Raw genomic sequence first — 17,835 nt, forward strand, 5'->3', positions numbered from 1 at the left:
GAACCTTGAGCAGTTCCACTCCACCGCGGGAGGCCCTCCCACGTCAGCAGCTCAGAGCGATGAGTCGCATTCCCTCAACCAACGTGCCCGGTCAGTACATCTAGCCCTCAATGAGCAGGTATCCGTCCAAGGAGTGTGCTTCTTTAGCCGCGGCAAGCACCCTACTTGCGCTTGCCCGCTCCTCATCGGATAGTCCGTCTGAGTCCAGAGCTCGTGGAAAATCTTCAATCCACGCCGCCAACTGAAAGAAGTTCAGCATAGCGTCCGAGTAGGGCCAAATGAAATCGACGTAGCGCACCTGCATGCCGCTAGCCGCACGGCAGAAATGCAGGAATGGCTCTCCCGGCTCCTCAATGGTCCTGATTGTTTCGTGCAACTGGTTTTGTACGTGGACTTTGAGCAGAATAACCACCATTTTACCTCGGCATTCCTGGATGCATCGTGACAACTCGCCCATTAGGGTTGGAGATGACAGTCATGATCGGCGTCTGCTGCTTCATGAGGTCCGTGCCAATGCTGCGGTTCATCACGCACACTCGCTGACACGCCTGGCGGCTTGCAAAGCGGTGAACTGCCGGCATACTCGACCGCCCAGTGCACCTAACTGCTCACTCGTCGAGCGACTCGAAATCTTGCGGACGCACGGACAGACGTGGCTCGCCGCCTATCTCTGTATAACCAAGCAGGACCGCATCAATGACAGCACCCACCGCCGGAAAGGGTGGATTCGACTCTGACGAATCCTGAGCCACCATGGTCACGACCACGACTCCCTCGGCCTTCTCACCAAAGTCCACGTAGAAGCCGTAGGGCTCGTGTCGCGTAACGGTGCCGCGGACCCGGCGCGGTGTCAGGTCGGACATCAATGCCAAATCCTCTCGAACTGGCTCACGAAGTCGAGCATGTGCGGCGGAATCGCTAGCTCGGTGCCAGGCGGCGCTCCGAGGTATTTCATCTCGTATTGGGCAAGGTGCTCGTCGTAGGCGCCCCGCGGCACGCGGGTCTCGATCACCCCTTCACCGTAGTGCGACGCGTAGCTGTCAGCGATTTCCTTCTCTCGAGCGAAGTAGGCGCCGTTCCCCGGGAAGTCGGCGGGCTTATACCCGTTGGCGTAGTGACTCTCTCCCAAGCCTTTTTGGGATGCCTTGAACAAGCTAACCGTGTCCTCGCCCGCTACAGCGGCGTGGGTCCCCTTGGCGAGGGCTTCTCCGCCTTCGATGCCGACCTTGAGGCCCTTGGCGAGCTTGCCTCCGGGGATGAGCCCGACGGCAGCCCAGGCGCAGGAGCCGCCGTTGCCCCGGCCGCATTCGACGAAGTCGTCGGCGACGACGGCCCAGGCGACGTCCCACATGTCGCGGGCGGCGGCGCCGCCGGTGTCAGCGCTGGAGGCGGTGTCGTTCTTGTGGTCGAAGGTCCCAGCCCCGGGAATCGTGTACTTGGTGAAGCCGGCCTTGCGGGCGTTGTTCGAGGCCCGCAGCCGCTGCGTGTAGTGCGACTCCTGCCGGACGTCGTGGCTCTTGCGGTAGGACTCGACTCGCTGCCTGCGGATGATCGGCCCGTACGTCTTCTTGCCTTGCGCGCGCTGCTTGGCGGTCGGCCCGATGTCCCCGTCCATCCGGGCCAGCCCGGTGGGGTCGGAGTGGTTAACCGGGTCGTTGCCCGAGTAGCCGTACGCGGCGAGCTGGGACGGGTCGTCGGGTTGCAGGACGGGGTCGGTGGACAGGAACCGACCCAGGTTGGGGTCGTAGTCGCGAGCCCCGAGGTGGGTCAGCCCGCTGAGCGCGTCGGTCGTGGCGCCGCTGCCAGACAGGAACCCGCCGAAGCTCTGCCACCCGGCTGTCGCGGTGCGGTCATCGCCGTAAGGGGTGTAGTACCGCTTGGTGACGGCGTTGCTGTTGGCGTTGACCTGCAACGGTGCGGTGCCCTGCGCGCCGGGCGGTGTGTAGTAGATCCCGGCGGTCCCGGTGCCGGTCCGGACACCAACGACCTGCCCCTCAAACATGTAGAGGCGCTTGGCCTTGGTCACCGCCGGGGTGGCCCCGACAGCGGGGGTGTAGCTGATCTGGGTGTCGCCGAGCATGAGGGAGCGCGAGCCGTCGAGACCGGCCTTGACGAGCAGGTTGCCGTCCGCGTCGTAGACGTTCGCGGTGGTGGTCTTCCCGGCCCGGGTGACGGTGGCCAGGTGGTTCTCGCTGTCCCAGGTCATGGTGCTGTCGGACCAGTCGAGGGCGCTGCGAGTGGTGGCGCCGCCGCCGGTGTACCCGCCGGGGAAGTTCACGGTGGCGCCCGCCGCGGTGCGCGAGACGTTCGACGGCGCGTGGGCCGGCGTCGGCGCCGCGGGGGTGGGGTGGACCGTGGCAGCCGGGTAGGTGTAGCCGATCGTGACGTTGTTGGCGCTCGAGGTGGCGTGCTGGGTCTCGGAGAGGCGGCGACCGTCGTCGGCGACCGTCCAGGAGGCCCAGTAGGGCGCCGGCCCGGACGCGGTGTAGGTGGTGTCGGTCGGCAGGGCGCAGGTGGCGGCGGACTGGGTCCAGGCCTGGGTCAGGTGACCGAGCGGGTCGTACTGGTAGCACTGGCGGTCGGTGCGCGCCGGGGTCGCCGTGTCAGGCTCGTCCTTGGCGGTGGTGATCTGCCCGGCAGCGTTGTACGTGTAGGTGGTGTACAGCTCGGGCTTGGTGATCGTAGTGCTCGGCGGGCGCCACATGCTCAGCGTCTGGAGGCGGTGTGTGCCGGCCTCGTAGAGCTGGTCGACGATGACGCCGATGCCGGAGACGGCGGACTGCTGGTAGTGGCCGACGGCGCCGAACTCGTCGCGTTGGACGGCCGAGACGATGCTCGCTCCGGCGGTCAGGCGCGAGGCCCGCCCGGTCAGGTCGTAGTTGTAGGCCTGGGACTCGGCGGCGAACCCGGGCGCGGTGGGCATGGTGGTCCAGGACAGCTGCCCGTTGGCGTTCCAGTAGTTGTTGCGCACGTAGCTGCCGGCCAGACCGGTCTCGGCGGCGGGCACGGTCGTGGTGGTCTTGGTGGGCTGCCCGTCGTTGGTGTAGCCGTCGACGGTGGTGGCGTACTCGCTCGTGGTGGTCGTCGTGCCGACGGTGGTCGTGACCAGGCGGGAGGAGCGGGTGGGCCGGCCGATGCTGTTGGGCACCCCGCCGGTGACGTTGGCGCCGTCGTAGGCCCATGTGGCCAGGGTGGTGGCGCCCTGCTTGAGGCTGGTCTTGCGGCCCAGGTCGTCGTAGCCGTAGGTCAGGACGGTGCCGCGGCCGTCGGTGGTGGTGGTCACACGGCCGGCGTCGTCGTAGGTGCTGGTGCTGGTGCCGCTGTCGGGGTCGACGCTGCGGGTCTTGCGCCCGAGCAGGTCGTAGGTCCACGTCCAGGTCGACCCGTCGGTGTCGGTCATGCCGACCATCTGGTCCTTGTTGTTGACCGTGTAGCTGGTCGTGACCGGGGTGCCGGTGATCGTGTTGCCCTTGTACACGCGCAGCGCCGTGGTGCGGCCGCGGCCGTCGACGACGGCGCGGGTGGCGCTCGCCCCGGCCGGTGGGAGGGTGTCCGTGCTGTCGCCGTTGTAGACGGTGGACGTCTTGGACTTCACGGTGCCGAACGCCATCAGGCTGCTGGCGGTGGCCCGGCCGGCACCGTCGTATTCGGTCAGGACGGCCCGGCCGACCTCCTGGGTCTGCTTGCTGACGTAGGTCGCCCCCGGTGCGGTCGCCGAGTCGGGCCAGGGTCCGCGCTCGGTGACGGTCAGACCTCGGCTGTCGTAGACGACGTCGCTCAGGGCGCGCCCGACGCCGCCGCTGACGGTGTCGTACTGGACGGGCGTCTGGGTCTGCAGGGGGCGCAGGAGCCCGTCGAACAGGGCGGTCGAGGCGACCTGGCTGGTGCCGTTGGCCAGCAGCGTCTTGGTGGTGACGACGCTGGGCGCGGTCTTGGACAGCTGGTAGGTGTACTCGAGGTTGGGCACGGCGGTGATGGCCCGGGACCCCGTCCAGACCTTGGTGCGCCGGCCGAGGGGGTCGTAGCTGATGACGGTGTCGCGCCCGTTCGCGTCGGTCACCTTGGTGGGCTGACCGAGGGCAGGGTCGAGGGTGCTGGTGATGGTGTGGCCCAGCGGGTTGGTGGCGAGAATGCCGGTGGTGGGGGTGTGGTCGGCCGGGGTGTACGTGGTGGTCGACTTCTTGCCGAGCGGGTCGTAGGTCTCGACGGGCCGGCCCACCGTGTCGTAGACGGTCTTGGAGGCCTGGACGTAGCGGGTGCCGGTACCGGCGGCGTCCTCGGCGAGGGACTCGGTCCGGGTCACGTCGCCGGTGGCCGGGATGGACGTCAGCGTCGAGCTGCCGTCGTAGTAGGTGCGGGTCTCGCTGATGGTGTCGGTGAGCTTGTTCGGGGTGGCCGAGCAGGGCACGGCGACCGTGGCCTCGGTGCTGACCAGGCCGCGCAGGTTCTTGGCCGTGTTGACGGCCGCGTACGTGGTGCGGGTGCACCGGTCGTCACCGGTGACGGCCTTGTCGCCGAGGTCGTCGACGACGCTCGGGTACCCGTCCGGGGTGAAGGTCGTCGTGGACTCGGTGGTGCGGTCGCCGGCGGAGGTGGCCGTGATGGCGCGGCTGGTCTCGGTGCCGGTGACGAACGAGGGACCGAACGCGTCTCGGGCGGTCTCTGCTGACGTCCACGGGATGGAGATGTTCCGCTCGAGGACGGTGGCGCCGTTGTAGGTGGTGTCCTCGAGGGTGAACCCGTTGAACTGGTCCTTGTCGGTGACGGTGGTGCCGTCGCTCGCGGTGACGGTGCCGCCCATGCCGCGCAGGTAGGTCGACTTGCTCAGGATGGGGGTGGGCTCGTTGAGGTCGCCGACGCGGGTGGTGACGGTGCCGAACCCGCGGAAGTCGGACCAGGTGTGCTTGCCGTCGGGCGGGACCGGGGAGTTGTCAAGGTGCCAGGCGGCTCCACCGGTGTAGGTCCACGAGGTGGAGGTGGGCAGTGACGTGGTCGAGCCGCCGTCCTCGGTGATGCTGGCCACCGGGTAGGTGTGGAACCAGTCCAGCACCGCGGTCTGGCTTCCGTTCGGGTACCAGTAGCTGGGGAAGCAGCGCTTGGTGTTGGTCTGCGGGTCGGTGGGCTTGGTGGTGCAGTCGGCGCCCATGTAGACGACGGTGATCGAGGCCCCGCTCTCGGTCGAGACCGAGTTGACCCGGTACTTGTACATGGGCAGCGAGCCGTCGCTGTTGGAGTCGACCCGGTTCTCGCGCTGCTGCTTGCCGAACTGGATCGGGGGCAGGCTCGCGCTCCCGCCGACGAGGCCCGTCGTGGTGACGCTGTCGAGGAACAGGGCGGGGCTGGTCAGGTCCCCGGTGGGCGGGAACGACTGGGACAGGTCCACCCGTGAGACATCGGTCAGGGCACCCGCGCGCAGCACCTTGGTGGTGATCGCGGTGAGCTTCTTGCGGGTGAAGAACGTCGGGGAGGACTGCGAGGTGGTGCAGGTGGCGCCCGGGGCGCAGATCATGTCGAACGGGACGTCGGGCCACGCGTCCTTGGTCGCGTCGGTCAGCTCGTCCGGGGTGGTGACCTGGCAGGTCACGCCGGTGCGCGGGACGCACCGCTCGGCGACGGTGAACTCGACCCGTGCGGTGTCGTTGCTGGCGGACTCGGTGCCGCGGGTCTGGCCGTAGGAGATCCGGCTGAGGTGGCCGCCGCGGACGTAGCTGACGGACGTGGCGGCGCGGTTCTGCCCGTACTGGTTGAGCTCCTTGGTGTACTGGTAGGTCATCGAGTTGCCGTGGGCGTCGACGACGTAGTCCAGGTTCCAGCGCCATGCCTGGTTGCAGAACGCGGACGCGAACGAGCTGTTGTAGCAGGGCTCGCCGGGGTCGTTACCGTTGACCGGCACCGTCCACGTCGACTGCGTCGTAACCGGGGTGGTGCCGTCGGTCTGGGCCTTGCCGAAGTAGTACTGGGTCCCGTCGGTCGTGGTCAGCCGCCAGTACTCACCCGCGCCGTCCGTGCCGGCGCTGCCACCGTCACCGTTCGCGGCCCCGGTCAGGTGCTCGACCTTGGAGTTGTCGTCGTTCTCCAGCCTCCACGTCTGCCCCGTGGCGTCGCTCGCGTCCTTGACCAGACGGGTGGCCGAACCGTTGAACGTGATCGAGGCGTTGTCGTTCTTCCAGCACAGGTCGCCCGTCTTGGAAGCGGCGTTGTTGCTGCCCGCAGTCGCGTCCTGGGTGCAGGAGGCGAAGGCGCGGTCGACGTGTCCCGGGTCAAGGCTGAAGCCTTCTCCGACCCAGGAGGGCTGGTTGTTCGTCGAGGAAAGCCGTCCGTCCACGGACGTCGAGGCGTAGCCGATGCTCAGGTCGGGGTCCAGGCCTCCGGCCGACGCGGGCGTCGTCACCGGGTAGGACCAGGTGAACGCACCGAACTGCTCGCTGGTACCCCATGTCGAGGCCGGTGACAGGTCGGTCGCGGCGTAGTCGCCGGACGCGCCGGACGCGCCGGTCGTCAGGGTGGTCACGGATGCCGATGCCAGGCTGACGGGGACCCGAACCGTCGTGTCACCGCTCGCGGTCCGCCCGGGCGCCGCGGCCGTGGCCGACCCCTTCGGGACCGCGGTCACCGGGATCGCCTTGCCGGCGCGCGTGGCGACCAGGCGGGTCAGGGCGTCACCGGAGACGGGGAACGCCGACACGTCGATCAGCAGCTCGGCCCCTGCCGCGGCACCTGCTGCCGAGCCAGTCTTCGGGCGGGGTGTGGATGTCTGCGTCGACGTCGGCGCCGTGGACGCGGTCGTGGGGGCAGAGGGTGCGAGCGGCGTGACCGTCACCGTGAGCGCGTTTCCGGCGCTGCGCGTCAGCTTGACGTTGACGCTCTGGCTGCCGGTGCCCTTCGACCCAGTCACGCGGGGGGCGCCAGCTGCCGCTTGCTGCGCGGTCACGAGCCGTGCCGAGATCGTGCCCGCCTTCGCGGCATCCCCGTCGAGGGCGAGGGTCGCCGTACCCCCAACAGGCGTGGGCGACGTCCGAAGCGTGGCGTTGGTGGGCGCGGGGACGGAGTGGCCCCGGTGGGCGACGGGCTTGCCGGGGGTGGTGACCAGCTTCTTGGGTGCGGCGGGGCCCGTCATGATCGCGGCCGGAACCGTGGCTGCCGCGCCCGGCGCACCGAAGCTGGTGTCGTCGGCCTGGGCAGGCTGGGCCAGCGGGGCCGCGACGAGGGCTGCGCCGGCCAGCACCGCGCTGACCGCGACTCCGACGACAGCCCTACGGCGGCCGTTCTGAGGCCGGGCCGTGACGGCTCGGCGACGGCTTAGGCCGGTGGACTTCTCGGATGGCTGCTGGTGAACCGGCATGTCAGGCTCCTGCCCCCGGGTAGTTCTCAGACGCGGCATCGCTCAGGGAAAGCTGAGCCATCGCCGCCTGGTAGAAGGACAGGTTGTCGACCGAGCCGCGCAGGGGCGTGCTCACGGCGGAGTCGCCGAGCCGGAAGGTCCCGGTGGCGTACGTCAGGGCACGACTGAGGGCCACGGGCGCGCTCGTGACCTCCTGGTCGATCGGGCCCTGCCCGTTGTCGTCGACGCCGTACTTCGTCACGGCGGTCACCGTGATCTCCGAGCTGCTCGCCGAGAGCTTGTTGTAGATGCCGGCGACATACACCCACCGGCTCGTTCGAGCCTCAGTGGCCGGGAGGGCGTCAGCGACCTTGACCGTGGAGGCGCCCGATCCGACCGAGAACACGAACCGGGGCGCCGGCGTCGTCATGCTGGCGTCCTGGAAGTCCGGGACGTACTCCAGCCGGTACCCGTCCGTGCCGTCCTGGGCGAGGATGGTCTGCACGCCGGCGTCCTCGTCGACGTGCACCCAGGTCCCGACCGTGAACGAAGCGTCGGTACGCACCGGGCGGTGGTCATCGGAGACCGGCGAGGACCCGTCGGGGAAGGACACGGCCAAGTCGGCCGGGGTGCTGCACGGCGGCAGCGGGTTCCCGCTGGCGTCGGTGCCGCTGACGCAACCCGCGTAGCGACCGTCGGTCCACGGGGTCTGGTCCGGGCTGATCGGCAGGTGCCACTGGTCGGCCTGGGCGCCGTAGGGCGAGCCGGTGACCGCGCCGGGATCGGTCATCGAGTTGAAGCCGAAGCCCGCCAGCCGCTGCGGTGTCGCACGCACCAGCCACACTGGTGGGCTGGAGTTGCTGACGTTGTTCGCGGCATCGATCGCCTGCGCGGTGACACTGGTGACGTCCGCGTTGAGGGACGCTGTGGCCGGCGCGCTGCCCGATGTCGCTGTCTTACGGGCTTGTGTGCTGGTGCCGAGCTTCCAGTCGAAGTACTTCGCGTCCGTCTGGGTGAAGGTCAGGCCGACGCTCGTCGTCCCGGCCGGCAGCAGCTGCTCGTTGCCGCCGGTAACCACCACCTCAGGCGGGCTGGGCTTGGTGTTGTCGACCTTGAACCAGCAGTAGGCCGACCAGGCCCCGACGCCGCCGTCGTCGTCGCGTGCGCGGGCCTTCCAGCTGTAGACCCCGTTGTTGGTCAGGGTCGTGGGGATGGCGATCTTCTGCTGAGCACTTAGGGTGTTGGCGGTCACCGAGAACCCTGCTGTTGACAGGGTCTGCGACGCGATCAGGACATCGAGGTACATGGTCCCGGTGTCGCCGTCCTTGACCTTGGCGTAGAAATACGCGTTGTTGGCGATGTCGGTCTTGATCGTCACCGGGTTCGTGCTGGACGTCGAGCACGAGGTCGTGGACGTCGGGGCCTTCATGTCTCCGGTCGACACCTGCGACGGGATATGGGTGTAGACCACGCTCAGGCGCGGGTAGTTGGCGGTGGACGGGCCAGCGAAACGCATCCACGACGAGTCGGTCGTCTCGCTCCGGCCGGCCAGCTGAATCGTGGTCGTCGAGGCCTTCGCCGTCGTGCGGTCCACGACGGCGCTCTTGACGTCCCACGAGCCCCAGTAGCCGCCCGAGTTGCAGTCCGAACGTCCCGCCTTCACGGAGAACGACGAACGGATCGACCCGATTCGGCTGGGCTGGTTGTTCCACGTGGTGGCGCTGGAGATCATGTTCGTCAGGTACGCATCCACCGTGCCCGCCGAGCAGGTCGCCGAGTACACCTCGTAGGCGCTGAACGTGGCCGACTTGACCAGCGTGCCGTTGTAGCCGGAGGTGGTGAACCCGTAGAAGAGGCGTTTGCGCGACCACGCTGAGAAGTCCTGGTAGCCCACCCCCTGGTCCGCGGACGGGTACTTGTAGTACGAGACCGTCGGGTACGCCGCGTCCACCATCGTGTAGGTGGGCACCTTCGTCCCGAGCGGGGGGTCGATGATCACTGGGTAGCTCGTCGACGCGGAGTCCAGGACGGCCGCAGGGGGTGCAACGGTGAGAGTGTCCGCGGTGATGCTCGAGGACAGCTCAGAGACGCGGTCGCCTTCGACCGGAGCATCGGACGTCCCGCCGGAGGCGTCTTCGGACGCGCCACCCGTGTCAGCGCCAGCGGCGGACAGCTTCGTGGCCGTGACCTGCTTAGACGACGACGTCCCGGTACCGGTCGAGGTTGGTGTGGGGCTCGAGCTGGAGTCCCACATGATGGGCTCCGGCGACTCGAACACCGTCTGCCCGAAGCCGTCGGTGACCTTCATACCGCCACCCGGCAGGGACACCTTCTGGCCGCCGCGCACCGTCTGGCCGTAATGCACCGTGCGGACTCTCGGATCGCTGGCGGCCGCGCGGGACTTGACCACGATCCGGTGGGTGAGACTCGTGCCGGCCGCTGTCACCTCCAGGTCCACACCGGGGTAGACCTCCTGGTAGATCGCCGTATCGCCTTCGATGACCGGCACGGGTAGAGACTCGGGCCAGGTCAGATCCACCGTGACCCCACCGCGGGTCACGACCGCCAACGGCTGCGTGCCACCGCCGGAAAAGCGCATCGACGTCGCCGACACCTTCGGAGACCAGGAACCGTCCAGGTTCGCCTGGAGGGTCGAGTCCACCGGCAGCCACGCCCCGGCCCGGTTCACCCGAACCGGCTCGACCGCGATCTCGTCGGTGAAGGAGCCGTCCGGGTTCGCGAAGGTCTCCGTCGTCTGGGACGTCATCCCAGGTACCTTGACGCGATTACCCGTCGCGGACGCCTGCTGAGCAGCCTGCCCAGCACTCACAGACGCGGAAACAGACGTTGTTGTCGTCGTTGCCGCCGCGGCCTGCGGGGCAGCAACGGCGGGCTGGGTGACGCTAGGCATAGCGACAAGAAGACCTGCAGTGAGGCAGGCGGGCACGAACGATCGGCGCATGAAGTTTGTTCCCCTGTTCAACACCCAGTCTCAACTCTGGGTTAGCGCGAGGATCATGTCGCGGCTGATCCGAAAAGGCAATAGCCCGGGCAAAACGGGCTTGAGCGATTCCACTGAGTCGGAGGACCGTCATGTCCCGCTACACGGTCGAGTCGCCCAAAAGTTGTCGTATCGCTCAGTGTGGATCACCCTGCGGAGAATGACCCCAAAGACGCCCCCGCGTTACGCAGCCACGACCGCGCGTGGCACATGAGGCACCGTCGAAGGATTATCCCTTGTCGGGAATAGCCGGTACCTGCCGCTCGCTAAGCTGCCCGGTGACCAGCGGTACAAGGTCCGCACAGCGGCCGCCATCGCGGTCGCCGCCCGCGCAGGTGGTGACCAGGTGATGGAACAGCTCCCCCTGGTGGCCGACCCTTCGACTTGAGTGGCGGCGACTGTGGCTCGAGTCGCTGTCGCGCCCGCCAGCCACCCCAACAGGAACGGCTCGAGCTGCTGTGCTGCAGCATGCGGAGGTGGACCCTGCGTGCCGTCTGGTCGTTGGCCCGAGCCCGCCACGACGCGCGTGCCTCAGTCGAAGCGGTGAGCTTCATGCGCGGATGGGCCCACACCCCGCCGTGACCGGGCGGCGCTCGCCCGAGTCGACGGCGGCGGACGGTCTCCCCGGTCTCTGTACGGCGGGGGTGCTGGACCGAGCCATGGCCGAACTCATCGCGTTCACCGCCGCGGTGGCGCGCTACCCCGCGAGCAGCGAGGCTCCCCCATCCGAGTCCGCTGCCCACCCATGCTCAGTCGGCGCACGCGCCCGGCGCAAACGCTGCCGCGGGCCCCCTACCTCTACCTCACCCCAGGGTTGCCGCAGCCGAGCGGAGGAACGGGTCGAGACGTCCGCCGCCGTCTCTGCCGCGCTTAGACACACGCTCGCCGTGAGCAGCGTATGCCGGCGCGCCGACCGGTTCGCTGGTGCCCTTTGCAGGCTGTTGTTCCTTGGCACGCTTTTCGCACCACGGGGTGCCTACCGAGTGCCCAATCAGCGCCGAACGGATCGGGATAGCGTCGCGGGCCACATCACGTTTGCGCAGGTGAGAGCCCTGAGAGCCGACGCTCAGTTGTCGTCGTCGCAGTATTCCGCGACATCTGAGTGGGACCTCGCGGGATCGTCCGCGTCAGGCCGTGTCGCGCGCTGGCCGTGGAGCGGCCGCGGTTCGGCGAGCGCCGTCATCGAGGGCGGCTGCCGTCTCGACGAGCTCGCGGAGCGTGTCGACGAAGCGGGCCGCCGGCGCTCCGTCGACGACGGCGTGGTCGAAGGTCAGCGTGAGGGGCAGTCGCGGCCTCGCGACGACGGCCCCCGACTCCACCGTGGGTCGTTCGGTGACGCTGCCCACGGTGACGATCACGGTCAGCGGGGCCAGCGGGATCGCCCAGCCCCAGGTGTGTGCGAACATGCCCAGGGACGTCACGCCGATCGCAGGACCGAAGCGCGCCGAGACTCCTGGTCGAGCCCCTGCGGCGCGGATGGCCGCCCGTCGTAGTGGTCCCGGCAGTCGCAGCATCGCGGCCATCGGGCGGGTGACCTCGTGCGGCGGAGCCTGCCCGACCTTGGCCTCGTGGAGCAGCGCCGTGGTCTCGGCGCACGTGAGCCGGTCTGCTCCCGGGATGACGACGACATCGAGGGCAGGGCGGTCGGGTGTGCCGCGCTCGACCGTGGCACCGATGTCGACGCGGTCGAAGCAGACCAGCCGACCACCGGCCCGGCGGGCGTTCAGCTCCGGGTGCAACGACACGGCCCGCGCGACCGAGGCAATGACGAACCCGGTCCACGAGACGCCTTCCTCCGGATCCGCCCGCATCCGCTCCGCGGCCCTCGTGACGTCGAGCTCGACGAGCGCGTGCACCTGGAACCGACGGCTCGCCCCGGCAAGCCGGTCGAGGACGGGCTGGCGTCCCGTCGGGATCCGACGGACGACATAGCCCACTGGAAGGCTGTGGTCCCCGCTCACCGCAGGCCCTCCCAGAACGCCCGCTCCCAGACACGAGGGTCGTCGACCACAGCGCTGGGGGTGTCGAAGCGCATCGTCATGCGGTGGTCCGTGTCGTATGCCGCCCAACCCGGGTCTCCGGTCGACGCGAAGGCCACCCAGGCGGAGTGCATCGTCCGCGCCAGCTCCTGGGGCGGGTCCGCTCCGAGCAACGGCCCGAAGAGTGGCGTGTCGCCCCTCGCCGTGTCGAAGACGAAGGGGACCTCGAGGGCGTGCACCGCGCCGAGTCCCGGCGCACCCCAGGCGAACTCGTACATGTAGGTCCCGGCCTGAGCTCCCGGGGAAGGCGCGGGTGAGCGGGCGTACGCGTGCGCCTCGGCGAGTCTGATGGCGGGGATCCGCATCCACCAGTCCGTCTGCACCGCAGCCAGCAGGTCACCGGGAACGGCTCGCGGGTAGTGCGCCCGGTAGGCGTGCAGCGCGACCTGCGGGTCGAGGCCGTAGGCCTCGAGACACTGGTGGCCATGGGTGCTGACCGGCCCGCACAGGATGTCGTCGGTGATCCCGGCGAACGCTCCACTCACCATGAGCCACAGCCGCCAGTCCTCGGTGTTGGTGCCGATGAGGACGTCGACGTCGGCGGCCGAGCCCGCGGCGATCCGGTCGATCGGTCGCCCCGGAAGCACCGACCCGTCGACGACGGGCTGCCAGGGCATCGTGCTCGTCACCACCGCTGGGCCCCAGCGCTCCGGGTCCGGGTCCGCGAGCAGGTCACGCTTCAGGTCGGCCTGGGCCGTCAGCAGCCGCGCGACCCCGGTGCCCGCGATGGCCTCGCGCGTCGGCGGGACGCCGAGGCGGTGGGCGAGGTCGTGGGCGATGCTCAGGGCGTGCTCGGGCTCGCTCACGTGGTGCGCGGCACCGCTCTGCAGCACGGCTCGGCGGAAGAGTCCCGCGGCCTCCGGCATCGCCAGCAGGCAGCCGATGCTCATCGCCCCGGCCGACTCCCCGAAGACGGTCACGCGGGCCGGGTCGCCGCCGAACTCCGCGATGTTGTCGCGCACCCAGGCCAGGGCTGCGACCTGGTCGAGCAGACCGAGGTCGGCGATGCCGTCGTCGAGGTACAGGAAGCCCTCTGCGCCGGGGCGCCAGTTGATAACGACGCACACGACCCCGTCACGTGCGAACTGTCGTCCGTCGTACGCCGCCGTCGAGCTGAGCTCGAACATGCCGCCCTGGATCCAGACCATCACCGGCCGACCGCCCGGACCGGGCTCGGGCGTCCAGATGTTGAGGTTGAGGTAGTCCGAGGACGGGGCAGCGCGTCGCACCTGCTCGAAGGCGCCGGTGACGTCGTCCCAGCTCTCCCCCGCTCCGGCCGGCGGCCCACCGGACGACGGTGGCGCCACCTGAGGCGGCTCGGCACCCGGCCTCGTCGCGTCGCGGACGCCCTGCCACGGGTCCGGTGGCCGGGGTGGCCGGAGCCGAGCGGCTCCGACGGGTGGTGCGGCATAGGGGATGCCGAGGAACGTGTGCACCCCCTCGTGCACGAAGCCCTGCACCGTCCCACATCTCGTCCTCACGACGGTCTCCACCCCTTCATCGTCGAGCGGACGACGCGGCGCGGGCCAGAGGCGAAGGTCCCGGTGCGGCGGCAGGTCCGCGACAGCCGCCGGGACCCTTTCGCACGCGGTGACCGAAGGTGAGCGGGACCCACATGGGTTGCCGGGTTTTGTGTCAGGTCACCACACAGGTGGCTCCGGATCGCCTACCTAGTCTTCCCGCATGGCCGACGCCCGCACCGACGCACGCGACGACGCCCCGGACCGCCAGCAGCGCGGCTCCCTGGCGGTCAACGACCCCATCGACCTCACCGGGCGCACGGCGCTCGTCACCGGCGCTGCGAGCGGCATCGGGGCAAGTGTCGCGCGGGCGCTCGCGACCGCCGGCGCCAAGGTGCACGCCGTCGATCGGGACGAGGAGGGCCTCGCAGCCCTGGCCGAGGGCTCGGGCGTCGCCACGATCACGGCGGACCTCGCCGACCTCGATGCCTTGGCCGACCTGCCCACAGAGGTCGACATCCTCGTCAACAACGCCGGCATCCAGCACGTGAGCCCCATCGAGGACTTCCCGCTCGACCGCTTCGACTTCATCCTCGACCTCATGCTCACCTCGCCGTTCCGTCTGATCCGGCAGAGCCTCCCGCACATGTACGACCGCGGGTGGGGTCGCGTCGTCAACATCTCCAGCGTCCACGGCCTGCGTGCCAGCGCCTTCAAGTCGGCCTACGTCACCGCCAAGCACGGGCTCGAAGGACTCTCGAAGGTCGTCGCGCTCGAGGGGGCCCCGCACGGCGTCACCTCGACGTGCATCAACCCCGCCTACGTGCGGACGCCCTTGGTGGAGAGGCAGATCGCCGACCAGGCGCGCACCCACGGCATCCCCGAGTCCGAGGTCGTCGAGAAGGTCATGCTGGCGCCCGTCGCGGTCAAGCGCCTCGTCGAGCCCGACGAGGTCGCGGCGCTCACGCTCTTCCTGTGCGGACCGGCATCGGGCTCGATGAGCGGCACGTCGTTCTCGATGGACGGCGGCTGGACGGCCCACTGAGCGGGCCCAGCCCGCCGTCGCCCCGTTCACCCGACCCACCCGAGACCCGACCCGCCTAGGATCTGCCCGTGGCCACCCGCAGCGAGACGCAGCCGCCCGCCGAGCACGTGGGCACCGAGCAGGCAGACCAGGTCATCGCCCTGCTCGAGCTGCTCGCCGCCGACGCCACCGTCGCCGAGATCGCCGCCGCTGACGCCCCGGCCGAGGCCCGGGACCTGGCCCTGCGCATCACGAGCGCCCGCGAGGTCCACCAGCACCGCGAGGCCGGCCTCGCGGCCCTGCTCGACACGGCCCGTGAGCTCGCGACCGAGAGCGACCCGGGCTCGGTGCTCGACGCGATCGTCCGCCGGGCCCGCCGCCTCGTCGGCACCGACCTCGCCTACCTCACGCTCTACGACCCCCACGCCGGCGACACCTTCATGCGGGCCACCGACGGGTCCGTCTCGGCGGCGTTCCAGTCCGTGCGTCTGGCGCTCGGGGCCGGCCTCGGCGGTCTCGTCGCCTCGACCCACAAGCCCTACTGGACCGCCGACTACTGGGCCGACGAGCGCTTCCGGCACACCAACGCCATCGACGGGGCCGTGGGCGAGGAGGGCATCATCGCGATCTGCGGGACGCCCCTCATCGTCGAGAAGCACTTCGTCGGTGTGCTGTTCGCAGCCAACCGGTCGTCGCGCCCGTTCACCCGCGAGGAGGTCGGACTCCTCGGCAACCTCGCCACCCTGGCCGCGGTGACCCTCGTGCAGACACGCGCCCTCGCCGACGCCGAGAACGCGCTGGCCGCCCTCTCGGACGCCCACGAGACCGTGCGGCAGTATGCCGAGGGCGTGGAGAAGGCCGCCGCGGCCCACGACCGCTTCGCCTCCCTCGTGCTCGGCGGCGGTGGGGTCGACGACATCACGCACGCCCTCGCCGAGCTGCTCGGAGGGTGGGCCGTGCTCGTCGACGAGACCGGGCATCGCCACAGCTCGTCCGGCCCGGCGCCGGAGCACGACCCTGCCGGTGGCGACCCGTTCGCGGCCCTCAACGCGCTCCCCGGCCTGGCCGCCGGTCGCCTCGTCGAACGGGACGGTGTCTATGCCGTCGCCGTCACCGCAGCCCGCGAACGGCTCGGCACGATCTACGTCGGCGGCCCGACCCTCAGCGACTCGGACCAGCGCACCGTCGAGCGCGCCGGTGTCGTCACCGCCCTCGTCCTGCTCTTCGAGCGCCAGGCCGCCGACGCCAGGCAGTCCGCCCGCAACCGACTCGTCAGCGACCTCGTCAGCGCGCGTGGCTCGCGCGAGGAGCGCCTCGCGCTCGCCCGCGCCGTCGGCTTCGACCCCCAGCGGCCCTTCTGCCTGCTCGTGCTCCGCGGCGACGAGCCGACCGGACACCGGGCCCTGCTCATCTCCGCCAGTGCCGCCACCGGTGAGGCCTCGCTCGTCGGCTCCCACGACGGCGACGTCATCGCCCTCGTGCCCGGCACCGAGCCCGACGGCCTGGCCCGCGCCGTGGCAGCCCGGATCGGCAAGCGCACGTGCGTCACGGTGGCCGGTGTCGGTCCGGTCACCGACGTCGACGGGATCACCGAGGCGCACGAGGAGGGCCACCGCACCGTCGGAGCCCTCATCGCCCTCGGCCACCGAGGCAAGGGCGCCGCGGCGACCCAGCTCGGCTTCGCCGGGCTCATCGTGGGCTCGTCGCCGGACGTCGACGAGTACGTCCGCAAGCTGCTCGGCCCCGTCCTCGACTACGACGAGCGGCGCGGCACCGACCTCGTGGGCACGCTCGCGGCCTACTTCGCCGCGGGCGGCAGCCCACGCCACGCCGCGGGCACCCTCCACGTCCACGTCAACACGGTCTCGCAACGGCTCGAGCGCATCGCGGCCCTGCTCGGGGAGTCCTGGCAGCACCCCGACCACGCGCTCGAGCTGCAGATCGCGCTGCGTCTCCGCGCGCTCCAGGCCCCGGCCTGACCCGTGCACGACAGCACGACAGCACGGTCAGCCGAGGCGCGAGACCTCCGGGAACGTCCACGTGCCGTCGAGGACCTCAGGCCGCGGGCGGTAGAGGCGCACGAGGTAGTTCCACCCCTCCGTGATACCGAGGCAGTTCGTCCGGCCGTCGCCGCACCCACCGAAGTGCACGGTCACGGAGCCGTCCGGGTCCCGGTCCGCCGTGAGGTTGTTGAGGCTGACGCGGCTTCCGTCGTCGGCGAAGTACCCGTCGCCGTCGTAGACGCTGACCGACCAGAAGCCGTCGACAGGGACGTCACGCACCGTGAGCCGGTACTCCCCCACGGGCAGGTCGGGACTGACGTTGACGTACGTCGCCTCCTCGGACGGGAGGCCACCCCAGCCGGCCGCGGTGCCCAGGAGGTGGCGCACCGGGTCGACGTCCTGTCGTGCGCCGAAGGCCCGGTCGAAACCCGGGTAGTCCTTGGCCAGCTCCAGGAGCGCGCCCCGTGTCCGGTCGAGGGATCCGTCGTCGTAGTCCGGCGCCGTGAACGGGCTCGCTGAGCGGGCCGAGAGGGTGATGGCGTCCTGGGCGGCGTTGACGGCCGCGACGTCGTCGGGGTCGGCCGGGTCGACGAGCGTCCTGATCGCGACGCACACGAAGTCGGTGTCGAAGCGGTCTGTCGTGAGCTCGTACGTGCCGGCCTCGTGGAACACGGCGTTCACGTAGTGGTCGCGGTTGACGACCATCGCGGAGAGGTACCGGTCTCCCGTGTCGGGGAGGCTGAGGGCTGCGCCGCTCGTGATGTCGACGATCGCCGCGCTGTAGAGCGTGTCGCGGTTCATCCGGATCACCGGCTGGTGGTCGAGCGGTGTGGGCACCCGGGAGTGGTTGAGCTGGTTGACGCCGCCGGCATCCCGGGCGATCGCGGTGAACATCCGGTCGGTCTCGGCGCGGGCGAACGTGTCTGCATTGACGTGGATACCGGTCATGACGGCAGGATCGGCCGACGTGCGCCAGGCGGGCATCAC

The 17,835-nt window shown here is 69.9% G+C and carries 8 protein-coding genes; 2 read left to right on the forward strand and 6 right to left on the reverse strand.

All coding sequences use genetic code 11. The features are described from left to right. Positions 1–608: 608 nt before the first annotated feature. The 5 genes from ASH01_RS21105 to ASH01_RS21125 all read right to left on the reverse strand — a co-directional run bounded on the left by ASH01_RS21105 (position 609) and on the right by ASH01_RS21125 (position 13,842). Positions 609–863, reverse strand: a complete 255-nt coding sequence (locus ASH01_RS21105; RefSeq protein ID WP_056780938.1) for a S1 RNA-binding domain-containing protein — start codon at positions 861–863, stop codon at positions 609–611. Beyond that, positions 863–7,342: an RHS repeat-associated core domain-containing protein gene (locus ASH01_RS21110; protein ID WP_156415701.1), complete on the reverse strand. Its 6,480-nt coding sequence runs from the start codon at positions 7,340–7,342 to the stop codon at positions 863–865. Before ASH01_RS21110 ends, ASH01_RS21105 begins: the two co-directional genes overlap by 1 nt. Position 7,343: 1 nt before the next feature. Further along, positions 7,344–10,088 (reverse strand): CBM96 family carbohydrate-binding protein, encoded by a 2,745-nt coding sequence (locus ASH01_RS21115; RefSeq protein WP_056780946.1) that lies wholly within the window; start codon positions 10,086–10,088, stop codon positions 7,344–7,346. A 1,361-nt stretch (positions 10,089–11,449) separates the two neighbouring features. Beyond that, positions 11,450–12,259 carry a 2-oxo acid dehydrogenase subunit E2 gene (locus ASH01_RS21120; RefSeq protein WP_056780949.1) on the reverse strand — a complete coding sequence of 270 codons (810 nt, stop codon included), beginning with the start codon at positions 12,257–12,259 and terminating at the stop codon, positions 11,450–11,452. A 20-nt stretch (positions 12,260–12,279) separates the two neighbouring features. Beyond that, positions 12,280–13,842 (reverse strand): carboxylesterase/lipase family protein, encoded by a 1,563-nt coding sequence (locus tag ASH01_RS21125; RefSeq protein ID WP_235509690.1) that lies wholly within the window; start codon positions 13,840–13,842, stop codon positions 12,280–12,282. A gap of 202 nt (positions 13,843–14,044) precedes the next feature. On the opposite strand from ASH01_RS21125, the gene ASH01_RS21130 reads away from it, so the two are divergent. Continuing rightward, on the forward strand, positions 14,045–14,866 hold the full coding sequence (locus ASH01_RS21130) for a 3-hydroxybutyrate dehydrogenase (RefSeq protein WP_082620071.1): 822 nt from the start codon (positions 14,045–14,047) through the stop codon (positions 14,864–14,866). Between the two features lie 68 nt (positions 14,867–14,934). Continuing rightward, positions 14,935–16,824, forward strand: coding sequence for a helix-turn-helix domain-containing protein (locus tag ASH01_RS21135; RefSeq protein ID WP_082620072.1), 1,890 nt, complete (start codon positions 14,935–14,937; stop codon positions 16,822–16,824). 27 nt (positions 16,825–16,851) lie between these two features. On the opposite strand, the gene ASH01_RS21140 is transcribed toward ASH01_RS21135, so the two are convergent. Further along, positions 16,852–17,796: a DUF1254 domain-containing protein gene (locus ASH01_RS21140; protein ID WP_056781241.1), complete on the reverse strand. Its 945-nt coding sequence runs from the start codon at positions 17,794–17,796 to the stop codon at positions 16,852–16,854. Between the last annotated feature and the right edge of the window lie 39 nt (positions 17,797–17,835).

The organism is Terrabacter sp. Soil811, from assembly GCF_001429655.1.
In the GTDB taxonomy this organism is placed as follows: Bacteria; Actinomycetota; Actinomycetes; order Actinomycetales; family Dermatophilaceae; genus Terrabacter.

Bases quoted from the DNA above. Each gene is read 5' to 3' on its own strand.
- ASH01_RS21130 (WP_082620071.1), top strand. From the start codon at position 14,045: ATGGCCGACGCCCGCACCGACGCACGCGACGACGCCCCGGACCGCCAG.
- ASH01_RS21115 (WP_056780946.1), bottom strand. From the start codon at position 10,088: ATGACGTCCCAGACGACGGAGACCTTCGCGAACCCGGACGGCTCCTTC.
- ASH01_RS21105 (WP_056780938.1), bottom strand. From the start codon at position 863: ATGTCCGACCTGACACCGCGCCGGGTCCGCGGCACCGTTACGCGACAC.
- ASH01_RS21140 (WP_056781241.1), bottom strand. From the start codon at position 17,796: ATGACCGGTATCCACGTCAATGCAGACACGTTCGCCCGCGCCGAGACC.
- ASH01_RS21110 (WP_156415701.1), bottom strand. From the start codon at position 7,342: ATGCCGGTTCACCAGCAGCCATCCGAGAAGTCCACCGGCCTAAGCCGT.